Below are 19,744 nucleotides of genomic sequence, written 5' to 3' on the forward strand. Positions count from 1 at the left end.
ATAGGTCCTAAAGGATTAAGGGATTATTTTAAGAAAGATTCGCTGCAATTTGCCGTTTTGTGGAAACTAAGCCTGGTGCTGAAACACAATTTTCTGGCGCAGTTGGGCGAATACCTGCCGTACCGTTTTGAAACCCTACAGGAAAAAGCCCTAAAAAAAGAACTCGATGAGAAAAACGCTTATATCCAGAAACTGGAAATACAGCTTGAAACTTTGAGAGAAATGATACAGAAGTAGTAATTTTGTAAGAATTATTTATATATTAGCGAAATAATAATAGGCAATAATAACCACCAAAACATGCGCATAACATGCCAATTAAGCTTAAAACTAGTTCAATTTATGCGCATATATACTAGTTATAACTCATTTTTGAAAAACGAAAATATGAAGAAAATTTTACTATTTACTTTTTTTACAATTTCAATTTACGCATCAGAAATTAAAGGTTTTGAAAAGCAAAAACTTGAAAAAAATGACGTAGAAATAATCTCAAATACTGATAAAATAAAAACTTTAAATGAGAAAATTGACGAATTAAATAAAGATTACGAAAAGCAAGAAAAAATAAATGAAAAAACATTAGATAGCATTTCTAATCAAATATCTGCTGCTTCCCTTAACTTAACTATTTTCGGTATTCTTTTTAGTGTTGCTGCAATAGGTTTAGGATTATACGTTACACATATCGAAAGAAAAATTGTATTGATAAGAGAAGAAAATAAAAGTCTTTTATCAGAAACTAAAATTGTGAAAGATGATGTTGTGAAAATTAATACCCAAATTCAAAAGGATATTTATGGATTATTCTTAAAAATAAAAAGAGAAGAAACTCTTCATATTTTAGAACGATTATCAAAAATCCCAGAAGATATATCAAACTTGTCGCAACAATTATTATCACGTGAATTAGAAAAAAACGACTTTATCATACTTAAAGAAGCATATTTAAAACTAAAAGAAAAAATATCATTAAATATTGAAGATGAAAACGAGGATGAAAATAATTTATTTGACTTTAATCAAGAAACCGAATACTTGAATTCATATAAACTATTATTTTTTCAACACTTTTTAGATTTGGCAATAAAAGATTCTATAATAAATGAAGACTTGATTGACTATTATGATAACTCTGTAAATTGTGCTTTTGAAAATGATATTATTAAATCCACAACAGATTTTACAGAAGTATTAATGGAAACGGGGTTACAAACGAAAACCAAAGAAATAAATGCGTTTATTAAAGCATTATCTCTTTCGAAATTTAAAACGTTTGATGATGTCTATCAAATAATTTTTAAAAATTTACAAACAAGAGACAATCATTTCAATTTATTCAATCTTCTAAATGATGATAAAGAAATTAGAATAGGAAAATTAAAAATTGGTCAAATAATTACAGAGAAATATTCAAATTCTCCTTTAAGCGAAAAAGAACAGAACATCATTAATAAAACTGTAGCTTTATCTTTAGAATTAGAAACAGAAACTAATGAAAAAAACATTGAAATTGAAAAACAAAAAAAACAGAAAGCTGAAAGATTAAAAAAACAAGAAGAAGCGAAAGCAGAAAGATTGCGAAAACAGGAAGAATTAAATAAACAAAAAAAATAAAACGGGTTATAACACACGTTTGGCGCAATTGCGAATTTTGTGGTAAATTCACGTTTATCTTTCGCAAGAACTTTAGTAGTAACAGAAAATAATCAGTTCCGAAGTTCGCAACCTCGCCAAGCGCGGGAACTCCCCGATGGCTCGGATATACGTAAACGTTAGCGCAGAATTGTATTCTGTGCGCACAAAGAGGAGCAACTTTGTGGAGTTACTTGATGAGATTGCTTCGTTCCTCGCAATGACTTACCCTTGATTACTATGATTTATGCAAATCCGTGCTATCCTCACGAAAAAGATTACTGCAAATCTGCGTGATTGGGTTCGTTCTTCGCAATGATTTGCTTGTGGGTAGTTGGGTTTAGAAAACTAAACCGATGGCTCGGGCTTGTAGATAAAACTTAGCACAGTCCCGTACCGAAATTTTGGTATCGGGATGCCTGTACACCTTTAGTGAATTAAGTAGCATAAAAAGAAAGTTGGAACGGTTTTAAGGCTTACAACTTTCTTTTTTTTGTAAAAACCTTCTATAATTGTGTTTATTCCCTCTTTTTTCTTTCCTCTTTCCTCTATTTTCTTTAAAATTCCTTATTTTCGCACCTCGATTAAGAAAAGGATACAATGAGTACAAAATTTACTGAATACAAAGGACTTGACTTGCCAACAGTAGCGTCGGAAGTTCTGGATTTTTGGAAGCAAGAAAATATATTTGAAAAAAGTGTAACTACCCGCGAAGGGGCGAAACCTTATGTATTTTTTGAAGGACCGCCTTCGGCAAATGGATTACCGGGAATTCACCACGTGATGGCGCGTGCTATTAAAGATATTTTTTGTAGATATAAAACTCAAAAAGGATTTCAGGTTAAGCGTAAAGCAGGTTGGGATACTCATGGTTTGCCAGTTGAATTAGGTACTGAAAAAGAATTAGGAATTACAAAAGAAGATATCGGGAAAACGATTTCAGTAGAAGAATATAACGAAGCCTGTAAAAAAACGGTGATGCGTTATACGGACGTCTGGAATGATCTGACCGAAAAAATGGGGTATTGGGTTGATATGGAAGATCCGTATGTGACTTACAAATCCAAATATATGGAGTCGGTTTGGTGGTTGTTGAAACAAATCTATAATAAAGATTTGATGTACAAAGGCTACACCATTCAGCCGTATTCTCCAAAAGCGGGTACAGGATTATCTTCTCACGAAGTAAATCAACCGGGTTCTTACCGTGATGTGACTGATACTACGATTGTGGCACAGTTTAAAGCGAAAAATGAAAGTTTGCCAGGCTTTTTACAAGGTTTTGGGGATATTCACATATTGGCTTGGACAACTACGCCTTGGACCTTGCCTTCAAATACGGCTTTGACTGTAGGTCCAAAAATCGATTATGTTTTAGTAAAAACTTTCAACCAATATACTTTTGAGCCCATCAATGTGATTTTGGCTAAAAACTTAGTAGGGAAACAGTTTGGAAAAACTTATTTCGCCACTGAAGAAGCTGCTGATTTTGACAATTATAAAGCCGGAGATAAAAAAATCCCGTACCAAATTGTTGCTGAAGCAAAAGGAGCTGATTTAGTAGGAATCCGTTACGAGCAATTATTGCCTTGGGCATTGCCTTATCAAAATCCGGAAAATGCTTTTAGAGTAATTTCAGGGGATTTCGTGACAACAGAAGACGGAACGGGAATTGTACATACGGCTCCAACTTTTGGTGCTGATGATGCTAAAGTAGCCAAAGAAGCTACGCCTGAAGTTCCGCCGATGTTAGTTTTAGACGAAAACGGTACTGCAGTTCCATTAGTAGATTTACAAGGAAAATTCACGGCTCATGTAGGCGAAGAGTTTGCCGGGAAATACGTGAAAAACGAATATTATGATGCTGATCAGGCTCCGGAACGTTCGGTAGATGTGGAGATTGCCATTCGATTAAAAGAAGAAAATAAAGCATTCAAAGTAGAGAAATACGTCCACAGTTACCCACATTGCTGGAGAACGGACAAGCCTATTTTATATTATCCTCTGGATTCCTGGTTTATTAAAATCACAGAAGTTAGAGACAGAATGTTCGACCTGAATGAAACGATCAACTGGAAGCCAAAAGCAACCGGGGAAGGTCGTTTTGGGAACTGGTTGAAAAATGCCAACGACTGGAATTTATCTCGTTCCAGATATTGGGGAATTCCATTGCCAATTTGGAGAACCGATGATAAACAGGAAGAAATCCTGATAGGTTCGGTGGAAGAATTATACAACGAAATTGAAAAAGCAATTGCTGCCGGTGTTCAAAAAGAAAATCCTTTTAAAGGATTCGAAATTGGAAACATGAGCGAGGCTAACTATGATTTGGTTGACTTGCATAAAAATGTGGTGGACGGAATTACCTTGGTTTCGGCTTCCGGAAAACCGATGAAGCGCGAGGCTGATTTGATTGACGTTTGGTTTGATTCCGGAGCGATGCCTTATGCACAATGGCATTATCCTTTTGAAAACAAAGAACTAATTGACGAGAATAAATCATTCCCGGCTGATTTCATTGCCGAAGGTGTGGATCAGACCCGTGGATGGTTCTATACTTTGCATGCTATCGGAACTTTGGTTTTTGATACTATTGCGTATAAAAATGTAGTTTCTAACGGATTGGTATTGGACAAAAACGGACAAAAGATGTCCAAACGTTTAGGGAATGCCGTAGATCCATTTGAAACATTAAAAGAATATGGTCCTGATGCGACACGCTGGTATATGATTGCCAATGCTAATCCATGGGATAACCTGAAATTTGATATTGAAGGTGTGGCTGAGGTGAGAAGAAAGTTCTTTGGAACCCTTTATAATACTTATTCATTCTTTAGTTTGTATGCTAATATAGATGGTTTCAAATTTGATGAAGCCGAGGTGCCATTGAATGAAAGACCTGAAATCGACCGTTGGATTCTATCAGAACTACATACTTTAATCCAATTAGTGGATGAAGCTTATGCGGATTATGAGCCAACAAGAGCTGCCCGTGCCATTTCTGATTTCGTACAGGAAAACTTGAGTAACTGGTACGTTCGTTTATGCCGTCGTCGTTTCTGGAAAGGGGACTATGCACAGGATAAAATTGCTGCTTACCAAACCTTATATACTTGTTTGTTAACGGTAAGTAAACTGAGCGCTCCGATAGCTCCGTTCTTTATGGATAAGCTTTACAGAGACTTAACACAGGCTACACAAACAGAAAAATTTGATAGCGTACATTTGGCGGAATTTCCAAAATACGTTGAAAACTTTGTTGATAAATCGTTAGAGAGCAAAATGCAGAAAGCACAGACCATTTCATCACTGGTTTTATCACTGCGTAAAAAGGAAATGATTAAGGTACGTCAACCCCTGCAAAAGGTAATGATTCCGGTACTTGACGAGAAACAAAGACTAGAAATTGAGGCCGTTTCTGACCTGATAAAAGCGGAGGTAAACGTGAAAGAAATTGAACTTTTAGACGATGCTTCGGGAGTATTGGTGAAGCAGATAAAGCCTAATTTTAAAGCACTTGGACCGCGTTTTGGGAAAGATATGGGTTTGATTTCCAAAGAGATACAAAATTTCTCTCCGGATCAGATTAATCAGCTGGATAAAGAAGGAAGTATTGCTATTGTTATTGCAGGAAAAGACGTAACTTTATCACTAGCTGATGTGGAAATAACATCACAGGATATCGAGGGTTGGTTAGTTGCTAATTCAAACGGAATTACCGTTGCGCTTGACATCACGATTTCTGAAGAATTGAAAAAAGAAGGAATTGCAAGAGAGTTAGTCAACAGAATCCAGAACATCAGAAAAGATTCCGGATTTGAAGTGACTGATAAGATTAAAGTTTATTTGCAAAACAATACTGTGCTAGAAGACGCAGTCACTGAAAATAGAGAATACATTAAATCAGAAACATTAACGGAGGAGTTGGTTTTTGACGTAGAAATCAAAGATGGCACAGAAATTGAATTTGATGACATTAAAACTAAAATAACGATTACTAAATAACATTGATTATGGTAGATGAAGCAACACGATACTCCGACGCCGACCTGGCAGAGTTCAAAGAGATAATCCAAAAGAAGATTGAGAAAGCTCAGGCAGATTTAGATTTGATAAAAAGTGCTTACATGAATGACTTGAATAACGGTACTGATGATACATCGCCTACGTTCAAAGCCTTTGAAGAAGGAAGCGAAACAATGTCTAAAGAAGCCAATTCTCAATTGGCAATCCGTCAGGAAAAATTCATACGTGATTTAAAGAATGCTTTATTCCGTGTAGAGAACAAAACCTACGGGATTTGCAAAGTAACAGGAAAATTAATTAGTAAAGAAAGATTGAAAATTGTTCCTCATGCTACCATGAGTATTGAAGCAAAAAACATGCAACGATAATTCTAACAATCTCAGGATTAAAATTCCAAATTCCATCTTTAATTGTAAAATTATTGGGATTTGGAATTTAATTTTTTATAAATTACCTATTTTTGCGCACTTAAATTTTTCAAAATGTCATTACTAAAAGCGTATCTGCTTATTTTCATTGTATTACTGGTTGATCAGATTTCGAAAATATATATAAAAACTAATTTTATATTAGGAGAAGAAGTGGAAGTTTTCAATTGGTTTAAAATTCATTTTATTGAAAATGAAGGAATGGCTTGGGGAACTCAAATACCAGGAACTTATGGAAAATTGTTTCTGACCTTATTTCGATTAGTGGCTGTAGGTGGCATTGGTTACTGGCTATGGGATTCTGTTGAAAGAAAACACAGTTCTAATTATTTGATTGTAGCCATCGCTCTGATTCTGGCAGGTGCTTTTGGAAACATCATTGACTCTGTTTTTTATGGAGTAATTTTTGACGACAGCAGTTCGCAATTAGCAACACTATTTTCAGATCAGCCTTACGGCAAATATTTTCATGGAAAAGTAGTCGATATGTTTTACTTTCCTATCTGGCATGGCAATCTTCCGGCTTGGTTACCTGTTTGGGGCGGAAAAGAGTTTACCTTTTTTAATGCCATTTTTAATGTGGCTGATATGGCAATTTCAACAGGAGTAGGGATTTTAATTGTTTTTAATAAAAAAGCCTTTCATCATAATTAGCTAATTAGTATAAAATATAAAAAGAAAGACCTGTTTTTACGCAGGTCTTTCTTTTTTTACAGGACTATTTGTTTTGTCCCGGAGCATAACGTTTGGCACTTTTTTCGCCGGTAATTTTTTTGGCCTGTCCCGGTGGAATAGATTTAGAACTATTTGATCTGGTTCTGATTCCAACAGCGCAACCGGATAAAGAAATAGAAAATATAGCAATTAAAAGGATTGCATACAATCTGGAATTTTGAATCTTTTTCATAAAATAATGGGGCTTTGTATTTTTACGAAGGTACGGATTTTAAATATTAGAATGAGTGGACTAATTTTAAAACTCATAAATAGTATGAGGTGTCACACAATAATCCAATTGCATATCGCCTTCGTGGACATCTTCAATAGATGTTTCAGCTTCAAAGAAAGAAAGTCCTATTTTGATCGTTTCAGGCTTACATTCACTTAAAAATTTATCATAAAAACCTTTGCCGTAGCCCACGCGATGTCCTTGTTTGTCAAAAGCCAGAAGCGGAACAAAAACAACTTCTATTTTCTGAGAAGGCACTTCTATACCGTCCACAGGTTCGGGAATACTGTATTGATTTTTTTTGATTTTGGTGTTATCGGTTAAAAGATAATGAATCATTTCCCGGGTTGCAAAATCGGATTTTGAGATAATGATATTTTTATCTCTTCCCGAAAGCAGGTGTAAAATTAATTGGGTGTCTATTTCCCGGTGGTTTTCGATAGATAAAAAAACATGAAAATAATCCTTATCCCAAATCGGTAATTTTAGTAACTGATTCGCAATGGCTAAACTCATTGTTTCACTATCGTTTTCTGATAATTGTTGGCGAAGTGATTTGTATTTTATACGTAATGCTTTTTTATTATTTTCCATTCACTATTGTTTTTGAAATATGGTAAATAGCATCTCCCTGATAAACAATTGGGGAATGGTTGACATTTATGATATAACCATCGTTAGGTGCTTTTACTTTTCGTTCAAATTTACCAAAAGGATCAGTAATAGTGGCGAGAATTGTTCCTTTTTTGACAAATGCATTGATGCTGATTGCATTGTGTAATAAACCGGAAGAATTGGCTCTAATCCAGGTAGATTTTTCAATATAGATGCTTTTTTGACTGTTTTTGACAGCATGATGTTTTGGGTGAAGCATGTTCAGGTGTTCTAAAAATCGTTTGACACCTTCCAGACCTTCATTTGCAACAGCATTATTAATGTCTAATGATTTTCCACCTTCAAAAAGCAACATTTTTACATTTGATTTTTGACTGGCATTTCTAAAAGAACCTGCAATATTTTTTGAATATAAGGTAAAAGGAGCATTAAAAACATCGGCTAAAACTTTTAGTTCGGCATTATTGGGTTCGAGGCGAATTTGCGGAGCGTTGAATCTGCCTGCTCCTCCGGCGTGAAAATCAATTGCATAATCCACATGAGGCATGATCTGGTTCAGTATATGATAAGCAAACTGGCTGGCCAGCGATCCTTTTTTACTTCCGGGAAAAACACGGTTTAAATCCCTGCCGTCAGGAAATTGCCGGGATTGATTGATAAAACCAAACATATTGACAATAGGAATACAAATAATGGTTCCTTTTTTAGGCTTATTGATTTTCTTAGTGATGATTTGGCGTACAATTTCAATTCCGTTTATTTCATCACCATGAATCCCGGCAGAAAATAAGACTACAGGTCCGTCAATTTTAGACCGCTGAACTATTATTGGGATTTTTAACTTGGCTGAGTTGTGCAGTTTAGCAATTTCCATATCGATGGTTTTGCTTTCGCCCGGTAAAATAGGCTCTCCTAAGATTATCATGGATTTTGTGTTTCTCATCGCAGATTTAAAAAGCTAAAAATATGTAATTATAAATTGTAAATTATAAGTTATGCATTGTTTTTCGTTTTAGAAAAATGTTATTTGTAAATTTGTTAGTTTATAATCCGTTTCATCTGTGGCTGATTTAAATTTCATTAGCAATAACAATTTCAAAAATAAATTTTAAGAATAGTTAATTTACAATCTAAAATGCCTATCCCAGCTCTCGAACTTCAAATACAAACTTTACCCGATGGTCCCGGTGTTTATCAGTATTATGATAAAGAAGGCAAAATTTTATATGTTGGCAAAGCCAAAAACTTAAAAAAACGCGTTTCTTCTTATTTTAACAAAATTCACGATACGGCTAAAACCAATGTTTTGGTAAAAAAAATTGTGACAATAAAACACATTGTGGTTCCTACCGAAACCGATGCGCTTTTATTAGAAAATAATTTGATAAAAACACTTCAGCCGCGTTACAATATCAATTTAAAAGATGATAAAAGTTACCCGTGGATTTGTATTAAGAAAGAACCTTTTTCGAGAATATTTTCTACCCGCCGAATGGTTAAGGATGGTTCAGAATATTTTGGCCCCTATACCAGTTTTAAAACAGTTCATACTATTTTAGATTTAATCAAAGAACTGTATTCGTTACGTACGTGTAATTATGATTTAAGTGAATCCAATATTGAAAGCGGAAAGTTTAAAGTGTGTCTGGAATACCATATTGGCAACTGCAAAGGACCTTGTGAAGGTTTAGAAGCATTAGAAGAATATCAGCAAAAAGTAGATGCTATCCGCGAAATTCTGAAAGGAAATTTCAAGGAAAGTCTGAAAGATTTCAGAAAACTGATGATGGAGCAGGCACAAAAAATGCATTTTGAAGAAGCGCAAAAAATAAAGGAAAAAATAGAGGTTTTAGAAAATTACCAATCGCGTTCTACTATTATCAATCCTAAAATTACCAATATTGATGTTTTTTCTATTGTTTCTGACGAAAGTGCCGCTTATGTGAATTTTTTACAAATTTCGCACGGTTCTATTATTCGTTCACATACTTTGGAAATCAAGAAAAAATTAGCTGAAACAGATGAAGAATTGCTGGAACTGGCTATTGTAGAATTAAGAGAACGCTTTCAGTTGTTGTCTAAAGAAGTCATTGTGCCGTTTGCAGTTGATTTGGGCGAAAATATCAAAGTTACCGTACCGCAACTAGGAGATAAGAAACAAATTTTAGATTTGTCGGTTCGGAATGCTAAATTTTATCGTATTGAACAATTAAAGCAATTGCAAATTGTAGATCCTGACAGACACACAAACAGGATTATGGCACAAATGAAAAAAGATTTGCTTTTACCGGTTGAACCAAGGCATATTGAATGTTTTGATAATTCTAACATTCAGGGAACCAATCCTGTTTCGGCCTGTGTGGTTTTTAAAGATGGAAAACCCAGCAAGAAAGATTACCGCCATTTTAACATCAAAACGGTCGAGGGACCTAATGATTTTGCGTCAATGGAAGAAGTGGTTTACCGTCGTTATAAAAGAATGCTCGATGAAGAACAGCCTTTGCCGCAGCTTATAATAATTGATGGAGGAAAAGGGCAGCTGTCATCGGCTTTAAAGAGTTTGGACGATTTAGGTTTAAGAGGAAAAATCAGTATTATAGGTATTGCCAAAAGACTCGAAGAATTGTTTTATCCCGGTGATTCCGTGCCGCTGTATTTAGATAAAAAGTCTGAAACCTTAAAGGTTATTCAGCAATTGCGAAACGAAGCCCATCGTTTTGGGATTACGCATCATCGGGATAAAAGGAGTAAAGCTGCTTTAAATTCTTCAATAGAATCCATACCGGGAATTGGTGAAAAAACGATGCAGACATTAATAAAGCACTTTAAAAGTGTTAAAAGATTGAAATTGGCAACAGAAAAAGAGATTTCAGACGTAGTAGGACTATCAAAAGCCAAAAAAATTACCGATTTTTACAGAACCACAACAAGCTGATTTTAAATACTAAAGAAGAATATTGTTTTATGAAAAAATCCATCCTTTTATTGCTTATTTTTTTTAGTGGTTTGAGCATATTTGCGCAGAAAAAAGACCGACCAAAAATAGGATTGGTATTAAGTGGTGGTGGCGCAAAAGGGTTTGCTCATATAGGTGTTCTCAAAGTTTTGGAAGAAGCCGGTGTTAAGATTGATTACATTGGCGGAACCAGTATGGGAGCTGTTGTTGGTGGTTTGTATGCATCAGGTTACAATGCTGCTCAGCTGGATTCTATTTTTAATAAAACCGATTTTGACGAACTGTTAAGTGATTATATTCCCAGAGCGACTAAGAATTTTTATGAAAAAAGAAATGATGAGGTATATGCCCTTGTACTCCCTTTTAATAAATACAAAATAGGAATCCCTGATGCGCTATCTAAAGGCTTGTATAATTTTAATTTACTGAGCAGGATAACCAGGAATGTCCGCCATATACGTGATTTTAATAAGTTGCCCATTCCATTTTTATGTATTGGTTCAGATATTGAAACTGGCGAACAGGTGGTTTTGAATAAAGGAAATTTAGCCAGAGCAATGATAGCCAGTTCAGCTTTCCCGTCGTTATTTTCTCCGGTAGAATATCAGGATCGTTTTTTGGTTGACGGGGGTGTGGTTAATAATTATCCAATAGATGAGATTAGAAAGTTAGGTGCGGATATCATAATCGGGGTTGATGTTCAAAATGACTTATTGGATAGAAATGCGCTTAACGATGCTACCAAAATTTTAGTTCAGATTACTAACCTTCATTCTATCGATAAGATGAAGGAGAATATTTTAAAAACCGATATTTATATTCGTCCTGATATTAGAGATTATGGTGTGATGTCTTTTGACAGTGGAAGAGAAATTGTAGGAAAAGGAGAAGAAGCAGCTTTTTCAGTTTTTGAGAGATTGAAACAATTAGGAGCACAATCGGGGAATTATAAAAAACCGGGACTAAAGAATCAGACAGACAGTTTAAAGGTTGTAAGTATTAATTGTAATAAATTAAAGAATTATACTAAGGAGTATATCTATGGAAAATTAAGGTTTAAACCGGATTCTAAAATTAGTTATGAGCAATTGCAGACAGGAATTAATAATTTAAATGCCACAGGAAACTTTAGTGCAATTGATTATTATTTTGACAAAAATGAAGAAACAGATGATTTAAATTTAGTTTTAAAAGAAAATCCGACAAATACTTATTTAAAATTCGGAATGCATTATGACGGACTTTATAAGAGTGCTGTTTTGGTTAATATGACACATAAAAAGAATTTCTTCAAGAATGATGTTGCTTCATTAGATGTGATTTTAGGGGATAATTTCAGGTATAATTTTGATTATTATATAGAGAACGGATATAATATAAGTGTAGGATTTAAATCGTTTCTTAATCAGTTTAACCGGAATGTAGAAGGGCAGATAAGTAATTTAGATCTGGAAGGTTTAGGTGTTAATTCATTAAATGTGGATTTATATGATTTTACAAACCAGATGTATGTGCAAACCTTATTTGCTCAGCATTTTCTAATTGGCGGCGGATTAGAATACAAATATTTAAATATTAATTCTAAGACTTTAGCGAATGCTGATCCACAAATTGATAAGAGTGATTACCTGAGTGTTTTTGCACGGTTGAATTTTGATTCTTTTGATGATATTTTTTTTCCTAAAAAAGGTTGGAGTTTTTCAGCGGATATTCATTCTTATTTGTATTCTTCGGATTATACTAAAGAATTTGAACCGTTTTCAATTGCAAAAGCTAATTTTGGTGTGGCTTTTAATCTGTTCAAATCAGCGAATATAAAAATTCAGTCAGAGGCAGGTTTTTCATTTGGTGAAAAAAGTGTTTCTTTTTTTAATTTCATTCTCGGAGGTTTTGGATATAATGTTTCCAATAATTTCAGCCATTTTTATGGTTATGATTTTTTAAGTCTTGGTGGAAACAGCTATATTAAATCGACTGTGACGTTTGATTATGAAATTTTTAAAAACAATCATGTTAATTTTACTGCCAATTATGCAAATATAGGAGATGACATTTTTTCCACTGTCGGCTGGGTTTCAATTCCTGAATTTTCAGGATATGCGTTAGGATATGGATTAGAAACCGTTATTGGTCCCATTGAAATAAAACGAAGCTGGTCTCCGGAAACGAATTCAAATTATACCTGGTTTAGTGTAGGATTTCCTTTTTAGCATCTTGAAGAGACGTTTAAAGATAAAAACACATCCTTTTTTGTGTTAAAAAAAGCCATAGTAGCCAAATTTCCACTTTTGATTTTAAAGCTAAAATTATCACTTTTATTTTTTATTCCTTCTTTTTTTATGATAAGTAAAAAAAAATACCATTGATTGCGAATCTTATTTTAAAATTTTGTTAAACTGAATTTTTATTATAAAAATCGCAGTTTCTTGCCGTATCTTTGCTATATCAAAACAAAAGGGGTGGTTTCCTTTTGGTTTATATAAATTTAATAATTTATAATTTTTTGGTTGGTTAATAGCATAAAAACTCAGTCATTATTTGACTGAGTTTTTTTGTTTTAATATATTTGGAACAAAATTTGCAAGTTTAATCAATAAATTATTAAAAGTAAATTATGAAAAAAATAATCCTACTAATATTATTGATTTTAACGACCGGTTTTGATTCCCAAAATGATCACGCTTATGGTGTGGGTGAATGGTTCAAATTCCGTATTCACTACGGATTTGTAAATGCTGGATATGCAACCCTTGAAGTCAAAGAAGCTACCATAGATAATAAAAAAGTGTTTCATGTTGTGGGAAAAGGATATACAACAGGTGTATCAAAGTTTTTTTTTAAAGTTGTTGATGTTTATGAAAGTTATATTGATAAAGAGTCTGGTAATCCCTATCAGTTCGTAAGAAACATTAATGAAGGTGGTTATACTAAAAATCAGGAAGGCTTTTTTAACCAGTCATCTAATAGAGTCACTGTAAAAGACTATAAAAGAAAGACCGAAAAAACATTCGTTGTTCCAAAAAATACTCAGGATATATTATCTACTTTTTATTACTTAAGAAATTATCCTACAATAGATAAAATCAAACCGGGAGAGTCTATTGAAATAGATATGTTTTTTGATGATGAAACCACAAAATTTAAGTTAAAATTTGTGGGGCGTCAGGATATTACAACTAAATTTGGGGTTGTTCCTTCAATGGTTTTTAAACCTTTAGTGCAATCAGGTCGTGTTTTTAAAGAAAAAGAGAGTTTAACGGTCTGGGTATCTGATGATCAGAACAGACTGCCGCTCCGTATTAAGGCTGATTTAGCTGTAGGGTCGCTTAAAGCCGATTTGGATGCTTTCAAAGGATTGAAGGGTCCGTTTAAAATAAAAAAGTAATGAATATTAATGCGAATACAGCAAGTATTTTAAAAGAAATAGAGCAGAAATACGAAGCTATAAATCAAAAAACAGATACGCAACTTGAAGGTTTGCTTTGGTCAAAACCCACTACTTATTGGGATTATATCCAGACTGATGCTTTATTAAATCTACAAATTCAAAGAACCGTCCTCCCTGATGAAATGGTATTTATTCTTTATCATCAAACTAATGAACTGATATTCAAAATGATTCTTTGGGAGATGAATCAGATTTCCCATGCTGAGAATAATGATACCGTTTTTTTTACTGAAAGGCTGTTACGCATTAGTCGCTATTTTGATATGCTGACCAATTCTTTTTCTATTATGGAAAATGGTATGGATGTTGGCCAATACATGAAATTTCGAAATACACTTACTCCTGCATCCGGATTTCAAAGTGCACAGTACCGATTAATTGAATTTTGTGCTACTGATTTAGTTAATTTAATTGATAATCGTTTTAGAAAAGCATTTGATAATACTATTTCAAATGAAAAAGCGTTTGATATGCTGTATTGGCAAGCAGCGGGTAAAGATTATCATACGGGAAAGAAAACCTATACCTTAGAAGTATTTGAAAAAAAATATAAAGCTACTTTCTTAGATTATATGGAAGAGTATAAGTCAATTAATATTTGGCAAAAATACAAACAACTTCCTGTTCTGGATCAGGAACTTCCTGCTTTGAAAGATGCCATGCGTCATTTTGATTATACAGTAAATATTACCTGGGTAATGCAGCATTTGAATGTAGCTATTAAGTACATTGATCAAAGTGGTATGGGAGACGGAGAAGCGACAGGCGGAAGTGACTGGCGTAAATACATGCATCCGAAATATCAAAAAAGAATATTTTTTCCGGAATTATGGAGTGAAGCTGAATTGGCAAATTGGGGACAAGAATAATAAGTAGAATTGAATAAATATATAAAAGTTTGAAGTACGTTTTAACAATTATAATTGCATTAGTCTTAGTAGTATCATGTAAAAAATCAGATGATGAAACTGGAAAGAAGAAAGTTGTTCAAAAAATAATTCCCATAAAAGATAATTCTGATTTTGGATTCAACTTTGCCGACTATAATGTAGTTCATGATACTGTTAAAAGAGGTGATACTTTTGGAACAATTATAAGTAAACAAAATATTGGAGACCGCAAAATTTATGAGATTGTAAACAGTATTAAAGATACATTCGATGTACGCAGTATCAGACCCAAAAGAACGTTTACGATGCTTCGTTCTAAAGATAAAACCAATAAACTTCAGGTTTTTGTTTATCAGCCTAATGATTTAACTTATTATGTTTTTGACTTACGGGATTCAGCAGTTGTAGCCTATAAAAAAGTAAGACCTGTTACTATTAAGCGAAGATTAATTACCGGAGTTTTAAAAGGATCTTTATCAGAAACCTTATCTAATTCAGGTGTAGAACCTAATCTGGCAAATCGAATTACAAAAATTTATTCCTGGTCTATTGACTTTTTTAAATTAAAGAAAGGGGATCGCTTTGGTGTTATTTTTAATGAGCGTTATATCAACGATTCTATTTATAATGGTGTTAGTAATATAGAAGGAACTTTTTTTGAATACAAAGGTAAAATTATGTACGCTTTTCCTTTTGTACAAAATCAGGCTTCAGGTAAAGTTGATTATTATGATGAAGAAGGGAAAACAATGAAAAACCTGTTCCTTAAATCGCCTATAAAATTTAGCAGAATAACTTCGAGATTTACGATGCGAAGATACCATCCGGTACAGCATAAATGGAAAGCACATAAAGGAACGGATTACGCTGCACCTACAGGAACACCTATTATGACTACGGCTACCGGAGTTGTCGAAAGAACCGGTTATACTGCCGGAAACGGGAATTATGTAAAAGTAAAACATAACGGAACTTACTCTACTCAGTATTTACATATGTCAAAAATTTTAGTAAGGCGGGGTCAGCATGTTAATCAGGGCGATATTATTGGTCGTGTAGGAAGTACCGGTTTAGCAACAGGACCACATGTTTGTTATCGCTTTTGGAAAAATGGTGTGCAGGTAGATGCTCTTAGGTTAAAACTGCCTACAGGAACTCCAATGGAAAGTGCTAATAAAGCCCGATTCCTCAAAACAATCGAACCATTAAAAAGAGAGCTTGACAGTATCGGAAACTTATAATAAAAGAGATATAGATGGCAATCTAAAAAAAAATAGGAGAGGTAATTCATCAGGAGTTATCTCTCTTTTTTTGTAAATAAACTGGTTGGTTTTTTATGTTTTATAGTCGGAATCATTTCTGCTATTACAACTAATTTCAGTATTTTTACGAACAAAACTAAAAACAAAAACATAATGGCTTTAAGTACACTAAACCCAACTCAGACCAATTCCTGGAAAAAGCTTGAAAAACATTTTGAAGAAATTCGTAATATTTCTATGCAGGAAATGTTTAAAAAAGATGCTTCAAGAGCAGAAAAATTCAGTATTCTCTGGAATGATTTTTTAATAGATTATTCTAAAAATATAGTGAATCAGGAAACGATGTCTTTGTTGCTTGATTTGGTTAACGAAATGGGACTTAAAAACGGAATTCAGGACTATTTTGAAGGCGGAATTATTAATCAGACAGAAAACAGAGCAGTACTTCATACAGCATTAAGAGCTAAAGAATCAGCAGTAATTAATGTAAACGGAATAAATGTCATTCCTGAAGTATATGAAGTAAAAAATAAAATTAAAGGTTTTACAGATGAAATTACTTCTGGAAAAAGAACAGGATATACCGGAAAAGCTTTTACAGATGTAGTTAATATTGGGATTGGTGGTTCTGATTTAGGACCGGCAATGGTAGTGGAAGCTTTGCAGTATTACAAAAATAATTTAAATGTTCATTTTGTTTCGAATGTTGACGGAGATCATGTTAATGAAATAATTAAAAAATTAGACCCGGAAACGACTCTTTTTGTAATTGTTTCTAAAACTTTCACCACTCAGGAAACCTTGACCAATTCAGAAACAATCAGAAAATGGTTTTTAAAATCGGCCTCTCAGCAAGATGTGGCTAAACATTTTGTAGCTGTTTCTACCAATTTGCAAAAAGTAACTGAATTCGGAATTAATCCTGACAATGTGTTCCCAATGTGGGACTGGGTTGGAGGTCGTTTTTCACTTTGGAGTGCAGTAGGTTTGTCAATTAGTTTAGCGGTAGGTTTTGATAATTTTGAAGAATTGTTAAAAGGTGCAAACGAAATGGATGAACATTTCAAAACGGCTGATTTTGATCAGAATATACCAGTTGTTTTGGCTTTACTAAGCGTTTGGTATAATAACTTCTTTGGGGCAGAGAGTGAAGCTTTAATTCCATACACACAATATTTACAGAAATTAGCGCCTTATTTACAACAGGGAACTATGGAAAGTAATGGAAAAAGCGTAGGACGTGACGGAAAACCGCTCGATTATCAAACAGGAACAATTATTTGGGGAGAGCCAGGGACAAATGCGCAACATGCCTTTTTTCAGTTGATTCATCAGGGAACAAAATTGATTCCGACAGATTTTATAGGTTACATTCAGCCTTTGTATGGTGACAACAACCACCATGATAAATTAATGTCTAACTTCTTTGCACAAACCGAAGCTTTATTAAACGGAAAGGATGAAACTAAAGTTCAGGCCGAATTTGATAAACAGGGATTGTCGGCTGAAGCAGCTGAGTTTCTTTTGCCATTCAAAGTGTTTGCCGGAAATAAACCAACAAATACTTTCTTAATTCAAAAATTAACGCCTAAATCTTTGGGTTCTTTGATTTCTCTCTACGAACATAAAATTTTTGTACAAGGATTCATCTGGAATATTTTTAGTTACGATCAATGGGGAGTGGAACTTGGAAAGCAATTAGCGAATTCTATTCTGGACGAAATCAATTCGAATGAAGTTAAAAATCACGATAGTTCTACAGCTTCTTTATTAGGTCATTTTTTAAGAAATAAATAACATTTAATCTGTTTTTTATAATTAGCTGATTTTCAGCCGTGATTAAAAAAAATATTGATTCTAAATTAGAAAAACCTCATTTACTAGTAGTATTATGAGGTTTTTTTTATGTCTTTTTTGTTTATATTTGTTAAAAAAAACACCAAAAAACATGGACGGATTTATTCAAAAGTTTCATTCAGGCTGGGCTTATTTAGCGCTTTTATTATTAGTGATTACAGTAATTAATGCTGTCATCGGTTTAGCATCAAAAAAAGAATTTACGTCAAAAGACCGAAAGATTGCTCTTTTTGGATTAATCGGTACACATACTCAGTTATTGATTGGTTTGATATTGTATTTTGTTTCTCCGTTAGGTCTTAATTCTTTAGGGCAAATGTCAGATAAAATGTTACGTTTAACTTCATTAGAACATCCGTTAATTAATCTTATTGCGATTACTTTAATCACTATTGGATGGTCAAAACATAAAAAATTAACTACGAGCGAATCAAAATTTAAAACTTTCTCTATTTTCTACGGATTAGGATTAGTTCTTATACTAATTAGAATACCATGGTCGTTATGGTTCAAATAAAAACGTAAAAGTCCTTTTTAGGACTTTTTTTATCTGGGTATAGTTTTTGTTCTAAATAGATTCGAACTAAAAAGTTAATATGAAAAAATCGATAACATTACTTTTTTTATTTTTTGCTGTTTTTGTAAGTGCTCAAAGTAAAATTTCTGAAAAACAAAAAACACTTGTTTCAAAACCTTCTGTTCAGTTACTTGATACACTTCAAAAAAAATATACTTTAATCGATAATAAACGAGGGGTGGTAAAAGATACCCTTCATAATGAAGTTTTTGGTAAATTAAAGATTTACAAGAAAAGCGTTCACGCCTCTTATTACGCAGATAAGTTTAACGGAAAGCGTACTGCAAGTGGTCTGAAATTTAGTAATACTGATTTCACAGCTGCGCATAAAAAATTTCCTTTCGGGACGATGTTAAAAATCACAAACGAGGTCAACGGTAAATCAATTTATGTAGAAGTTACTGATAGGGGACCTTTTGTAAAATCCAGAGAAATTGACTTAACTAAACGGGCATTTATGGAAATTGCAGCAAACAAAAGAGCAGGTTCTATGATAGTTACTATTGAAGAAGTAGTTGAATAATTACCAGTTTTTAAAAGGATTTTTACTTAAATATGAGTTATAGTAACGTTTGTCATTGGTTACTTCTTCACCTAACCAATCTGGTTTTTCGAATATTTCTGTTTCTGATTGCAATTCTATTTCCGCCATTTCTAAACCCTCATTTTCACCGTAAAATTCGTCCACTTCATAAATGTGGGAACCTGTTTTTACTTCAAAGCGGGTTTTGTCAATTACCCCTTTTTCGCAAAGTAAAAGCAAATTTTCAGCTTCTTCAACAGTAATTTCTTTCTCCCATTCGAAACGAGACATTCCTGTTGCATCAGAAGGTCCTTTTACAGTTAAATAAGCCTTGTTTTCTTTGATTCTCACTCTTACCGTACGTTCCGGATTAGAGCTTAAATAACCCTGAATAATTCGTTTTTGAGAGAAGGCTGCTTTTTTATAAGCGTTAGAAGTAACTAAAAATTTTCTTTCTATTTCTATCATTTTATATCAGGTTAAATTAGGAGCTTTTTCCGGCTGTTCGCTATATCTTTTTCTTTTTAAAGAAAAAAAGAAAAAGGATGCCGCTGCCATCCGGGCTAGATTACAAACTT

The 19,744-nt window shown here is 33.5% G+C and carries 16 protein-coding genes and 1 pseudogene; 13 read left to right on the forward strand and 4 right to left on the reverse strand.

Translation table 11 applies throughout. The features are described 5' to 3' along the window. From ACSV4D_RS10135 to ACSV4D_RS10155, 5 genes and pseudogenes are all read left to right on the forward strand, one after another. Positions 1–237, forward strand: a pseudogene (locus ACSV4D_RS10135) (hypothetical protein); the annotation flags it as partial. 150 nt (positions 238–387) lie between these two features. Further along, a complete protein-coding gene (locus ACSV4D_RS10140) occupies positions 388–1,617 on the forward strand; it encodes a hypothetical protein (protein ID WP_439228198.1) in 1,230 nt (409 codons plus the stop codon). Positions 1,618–2,235: 618 nt separating this feature from the next. Then, entirely contained in the window at positions 2,236–5,640 is a 3,405-nt protein-coding gene (gene ileS, locus ACSV4D_RS10145) for an isoleucine--tRNA ligase (RefSeq protein ID WP_439228199.1), read from the forward strand. Positions 5,641–5,648: 8 nt separating this feature from the next. Beyond that, positions 5,649–6,029, forward strand: coding sequence for a TraR/DksA family transcriptional regulator (locus ACSV4D_RS10150; RefSeq protein ID WP_071184521.1), 381 nt, complete (start codon positions 5,649–5,651; stop codon positions 6,027–6,029). Between the two features lie 114 nt (positions 6,030–6,143). Beyond that, entirely contained in the window at positions 6,144–6,743 is a 600-nt protein-coding gene (locus ACSV4D_RS10155; protein ID WP_439228200.1) for a lipoprotein signal peptidase, read from the forward strand. A 64-nt stretch (positions 6,744–6,807) separates the two neighbouring features. Here ACSV4D_RS10155 and ACSV4D_RS10160 read toward each other — a convergent pair whose 3' ends face one another. From ACSV4D_RS10160 to ACSV4D_RS10170, 3 genes are all read right to left on the reverse strand, one after another. Beyond that, the gene (locus ACSV4D_RS10160; protein ID WP_439228201.1) at positions 6,808–6,996 is read right to left on the reverse strand and encodes a hypothetical protein; all 189 of its coding nucleotides are present in this window, start codon (positions 6,994–6,996) and stop codon (positions 6,808–6,810) included. 66 nt (positions 6,997–7,062) lie between these two features. Further along, complete coding sequence (locus tag ACSV4D_RS10165; protein ID WP_439228202.1) at positions 7,063–7,632, reverse strand: 5-formyltetrahydrofolate cyclo-ligase; 570 nt, start codon at positions 7,630–7,632, stop codon at positions 7,063–7,065. Beyond that, entirely contained in the window at positions 7,622–8,596 is a 975-nt protein-coding gene (locus tag ACSV4D_RS10170) for a succinylglutamate desuccinylase/aspartoacylase family protein (RefSeq protein WP_439228203.1), read from the reverse strand. The genes ACSV4D_RS10165 and ACSV4D_RS10170 overlap by 11 nt, the downstream gene beginning before the upstream one ends. A gap of 192 nt (positions 8,597–8,788) precedes the next feature. Between ACSV4D_RS10170 and uvrC the strand changes: the two genes are divergently transcribed. The 8 genes from uvrC (at position 8,789) to ACSV4D_RS10210 (ending at position 19,166) form a co-directional block, all read left to right on the forward strand. Beyond that, on the forward strand, positions 8,789–10,588 hold the full coding sequence (gene uvrC / locus ACSV4D_RS10175; RefSeq protein ID WP_439228204.1) for an excinuclease ABC subunit UvrC: 1,800 nt from the start codon (positions 8,789–8,791) through the stop codon (positions 10,586–10,588). Between the two features lie 29 nt (positions 10,589–10,617). Beyond that, positions 10,618–12,819, forward strand: a complete 2,202-nt coding sequence (locus ACSV4D_RS10180) for a patatin-like phospholipase family protein (protein WP_439228205.1) — start codon at positions 10,618–10,620, stop codon at positions 12,817–12,819. Between the two features lie 404 nt (positions 12,820–13,223). Beyond that, the gene (locus ACSV4D_RS10185) at positions 13,224–13,994 is read left to right on the forward strand and encodes a DUF3108 domain-containing protein (protein WP_408080028.1); all 771 of its coding nucleotides are present in this window, start codon (positions 13,224–13,226) and stop codon (positions 13,992–13,994) included. Further along, entirely contained in the window at positions 13,994–14,926 is a 933-nt protein-coding gene (locus ACSV4D_RS10190; RefSeq protein WP_439228206.1) for a tryptophan 2,3-dioxygenase family protein, read from the forward strand. Before ACSV4D_RS10185 ends, ACSV4D_RS10190 begins: the two co-directional genes overlap by 1 nt. A gap of 29 nt (positions 14,927–14,955) precedes the next feature. After that, positions 14,956–16,188 carry a peptidoglycan DD-metalloendopeptidase family protein gene (locus ACSV4D_RS10195; RefSeq protein ID WP_408080024.1) on the forward strand — a complete coding sequence of 411 codons (1,233 nt, stop codon included), beginning with the start codon at positions 14,956–14,958 and terminating at the stop codon, positions 16,186–16,188. Between the two features lie 174 nt (positions 16,189–16,362). Continuing rightward, the gene (pgi, locus tag ACSV4D_RS10200) at positions 16,363–18,006 is read left to right on the forward strand and encodes a glucose-6-phosphate isomerase (protein WP_439228207.1); all 1,644 of its coding nucleotides are present in this window, start codon (positions 16,363–16,365) and stop codon (positions 18,004–18,006) included. A gap of 151 nt (positions 18,007–18,157) precedes the next feature. Next, complete coding sequence (locus tag ACSV4D_RS10205) at positions 18,158–18,583, forward strand: hypothetical protein (protein WP_439228208.1); 426 nt, start codon at positions 18,158–18,160, stop codon at positions 18,581–18,583. Positions 18,584–18,662: 79 nt separating this feature from the next. Then, positions 18,663–19,166: a septal ring lytic transglycosylase RlpA family protein gene (locus ACSV4D_RS10210; protein ID WP_408080018.1), complete on the forward strand. Its 504-nt coding sequence runs from the start codon at positions 18,663–18,665 to the stop codon at positions 19,164–19,166. Here the strand turns inward: ACSV4D_RS10210 and ACSV4D_RS10215 are convergent, their stop codons facing one another. Beyond that, positions 19,167–19,634, reverse strand: coding sequence for a CYTH domain-containing protein (locus ACSV4D_RS10215; protein ID WP_408080016.1), 468 nt, complete (start codon positions 19,632–19,634; stop codon positions 19,167–19,169). Positions 19,635–19,744: the final 110 nt, after the last annotated feature.

The organism is Flavobacterium sp. ARAG 55.4, assembly GCF_051846875.1.
Lineage (GTDB): Bacteria > Bacteroidota > Bacteroidia > Flavobacteriales > Flavobacteriaceae > Flavobacterium > Flavobacterium plantiphilum.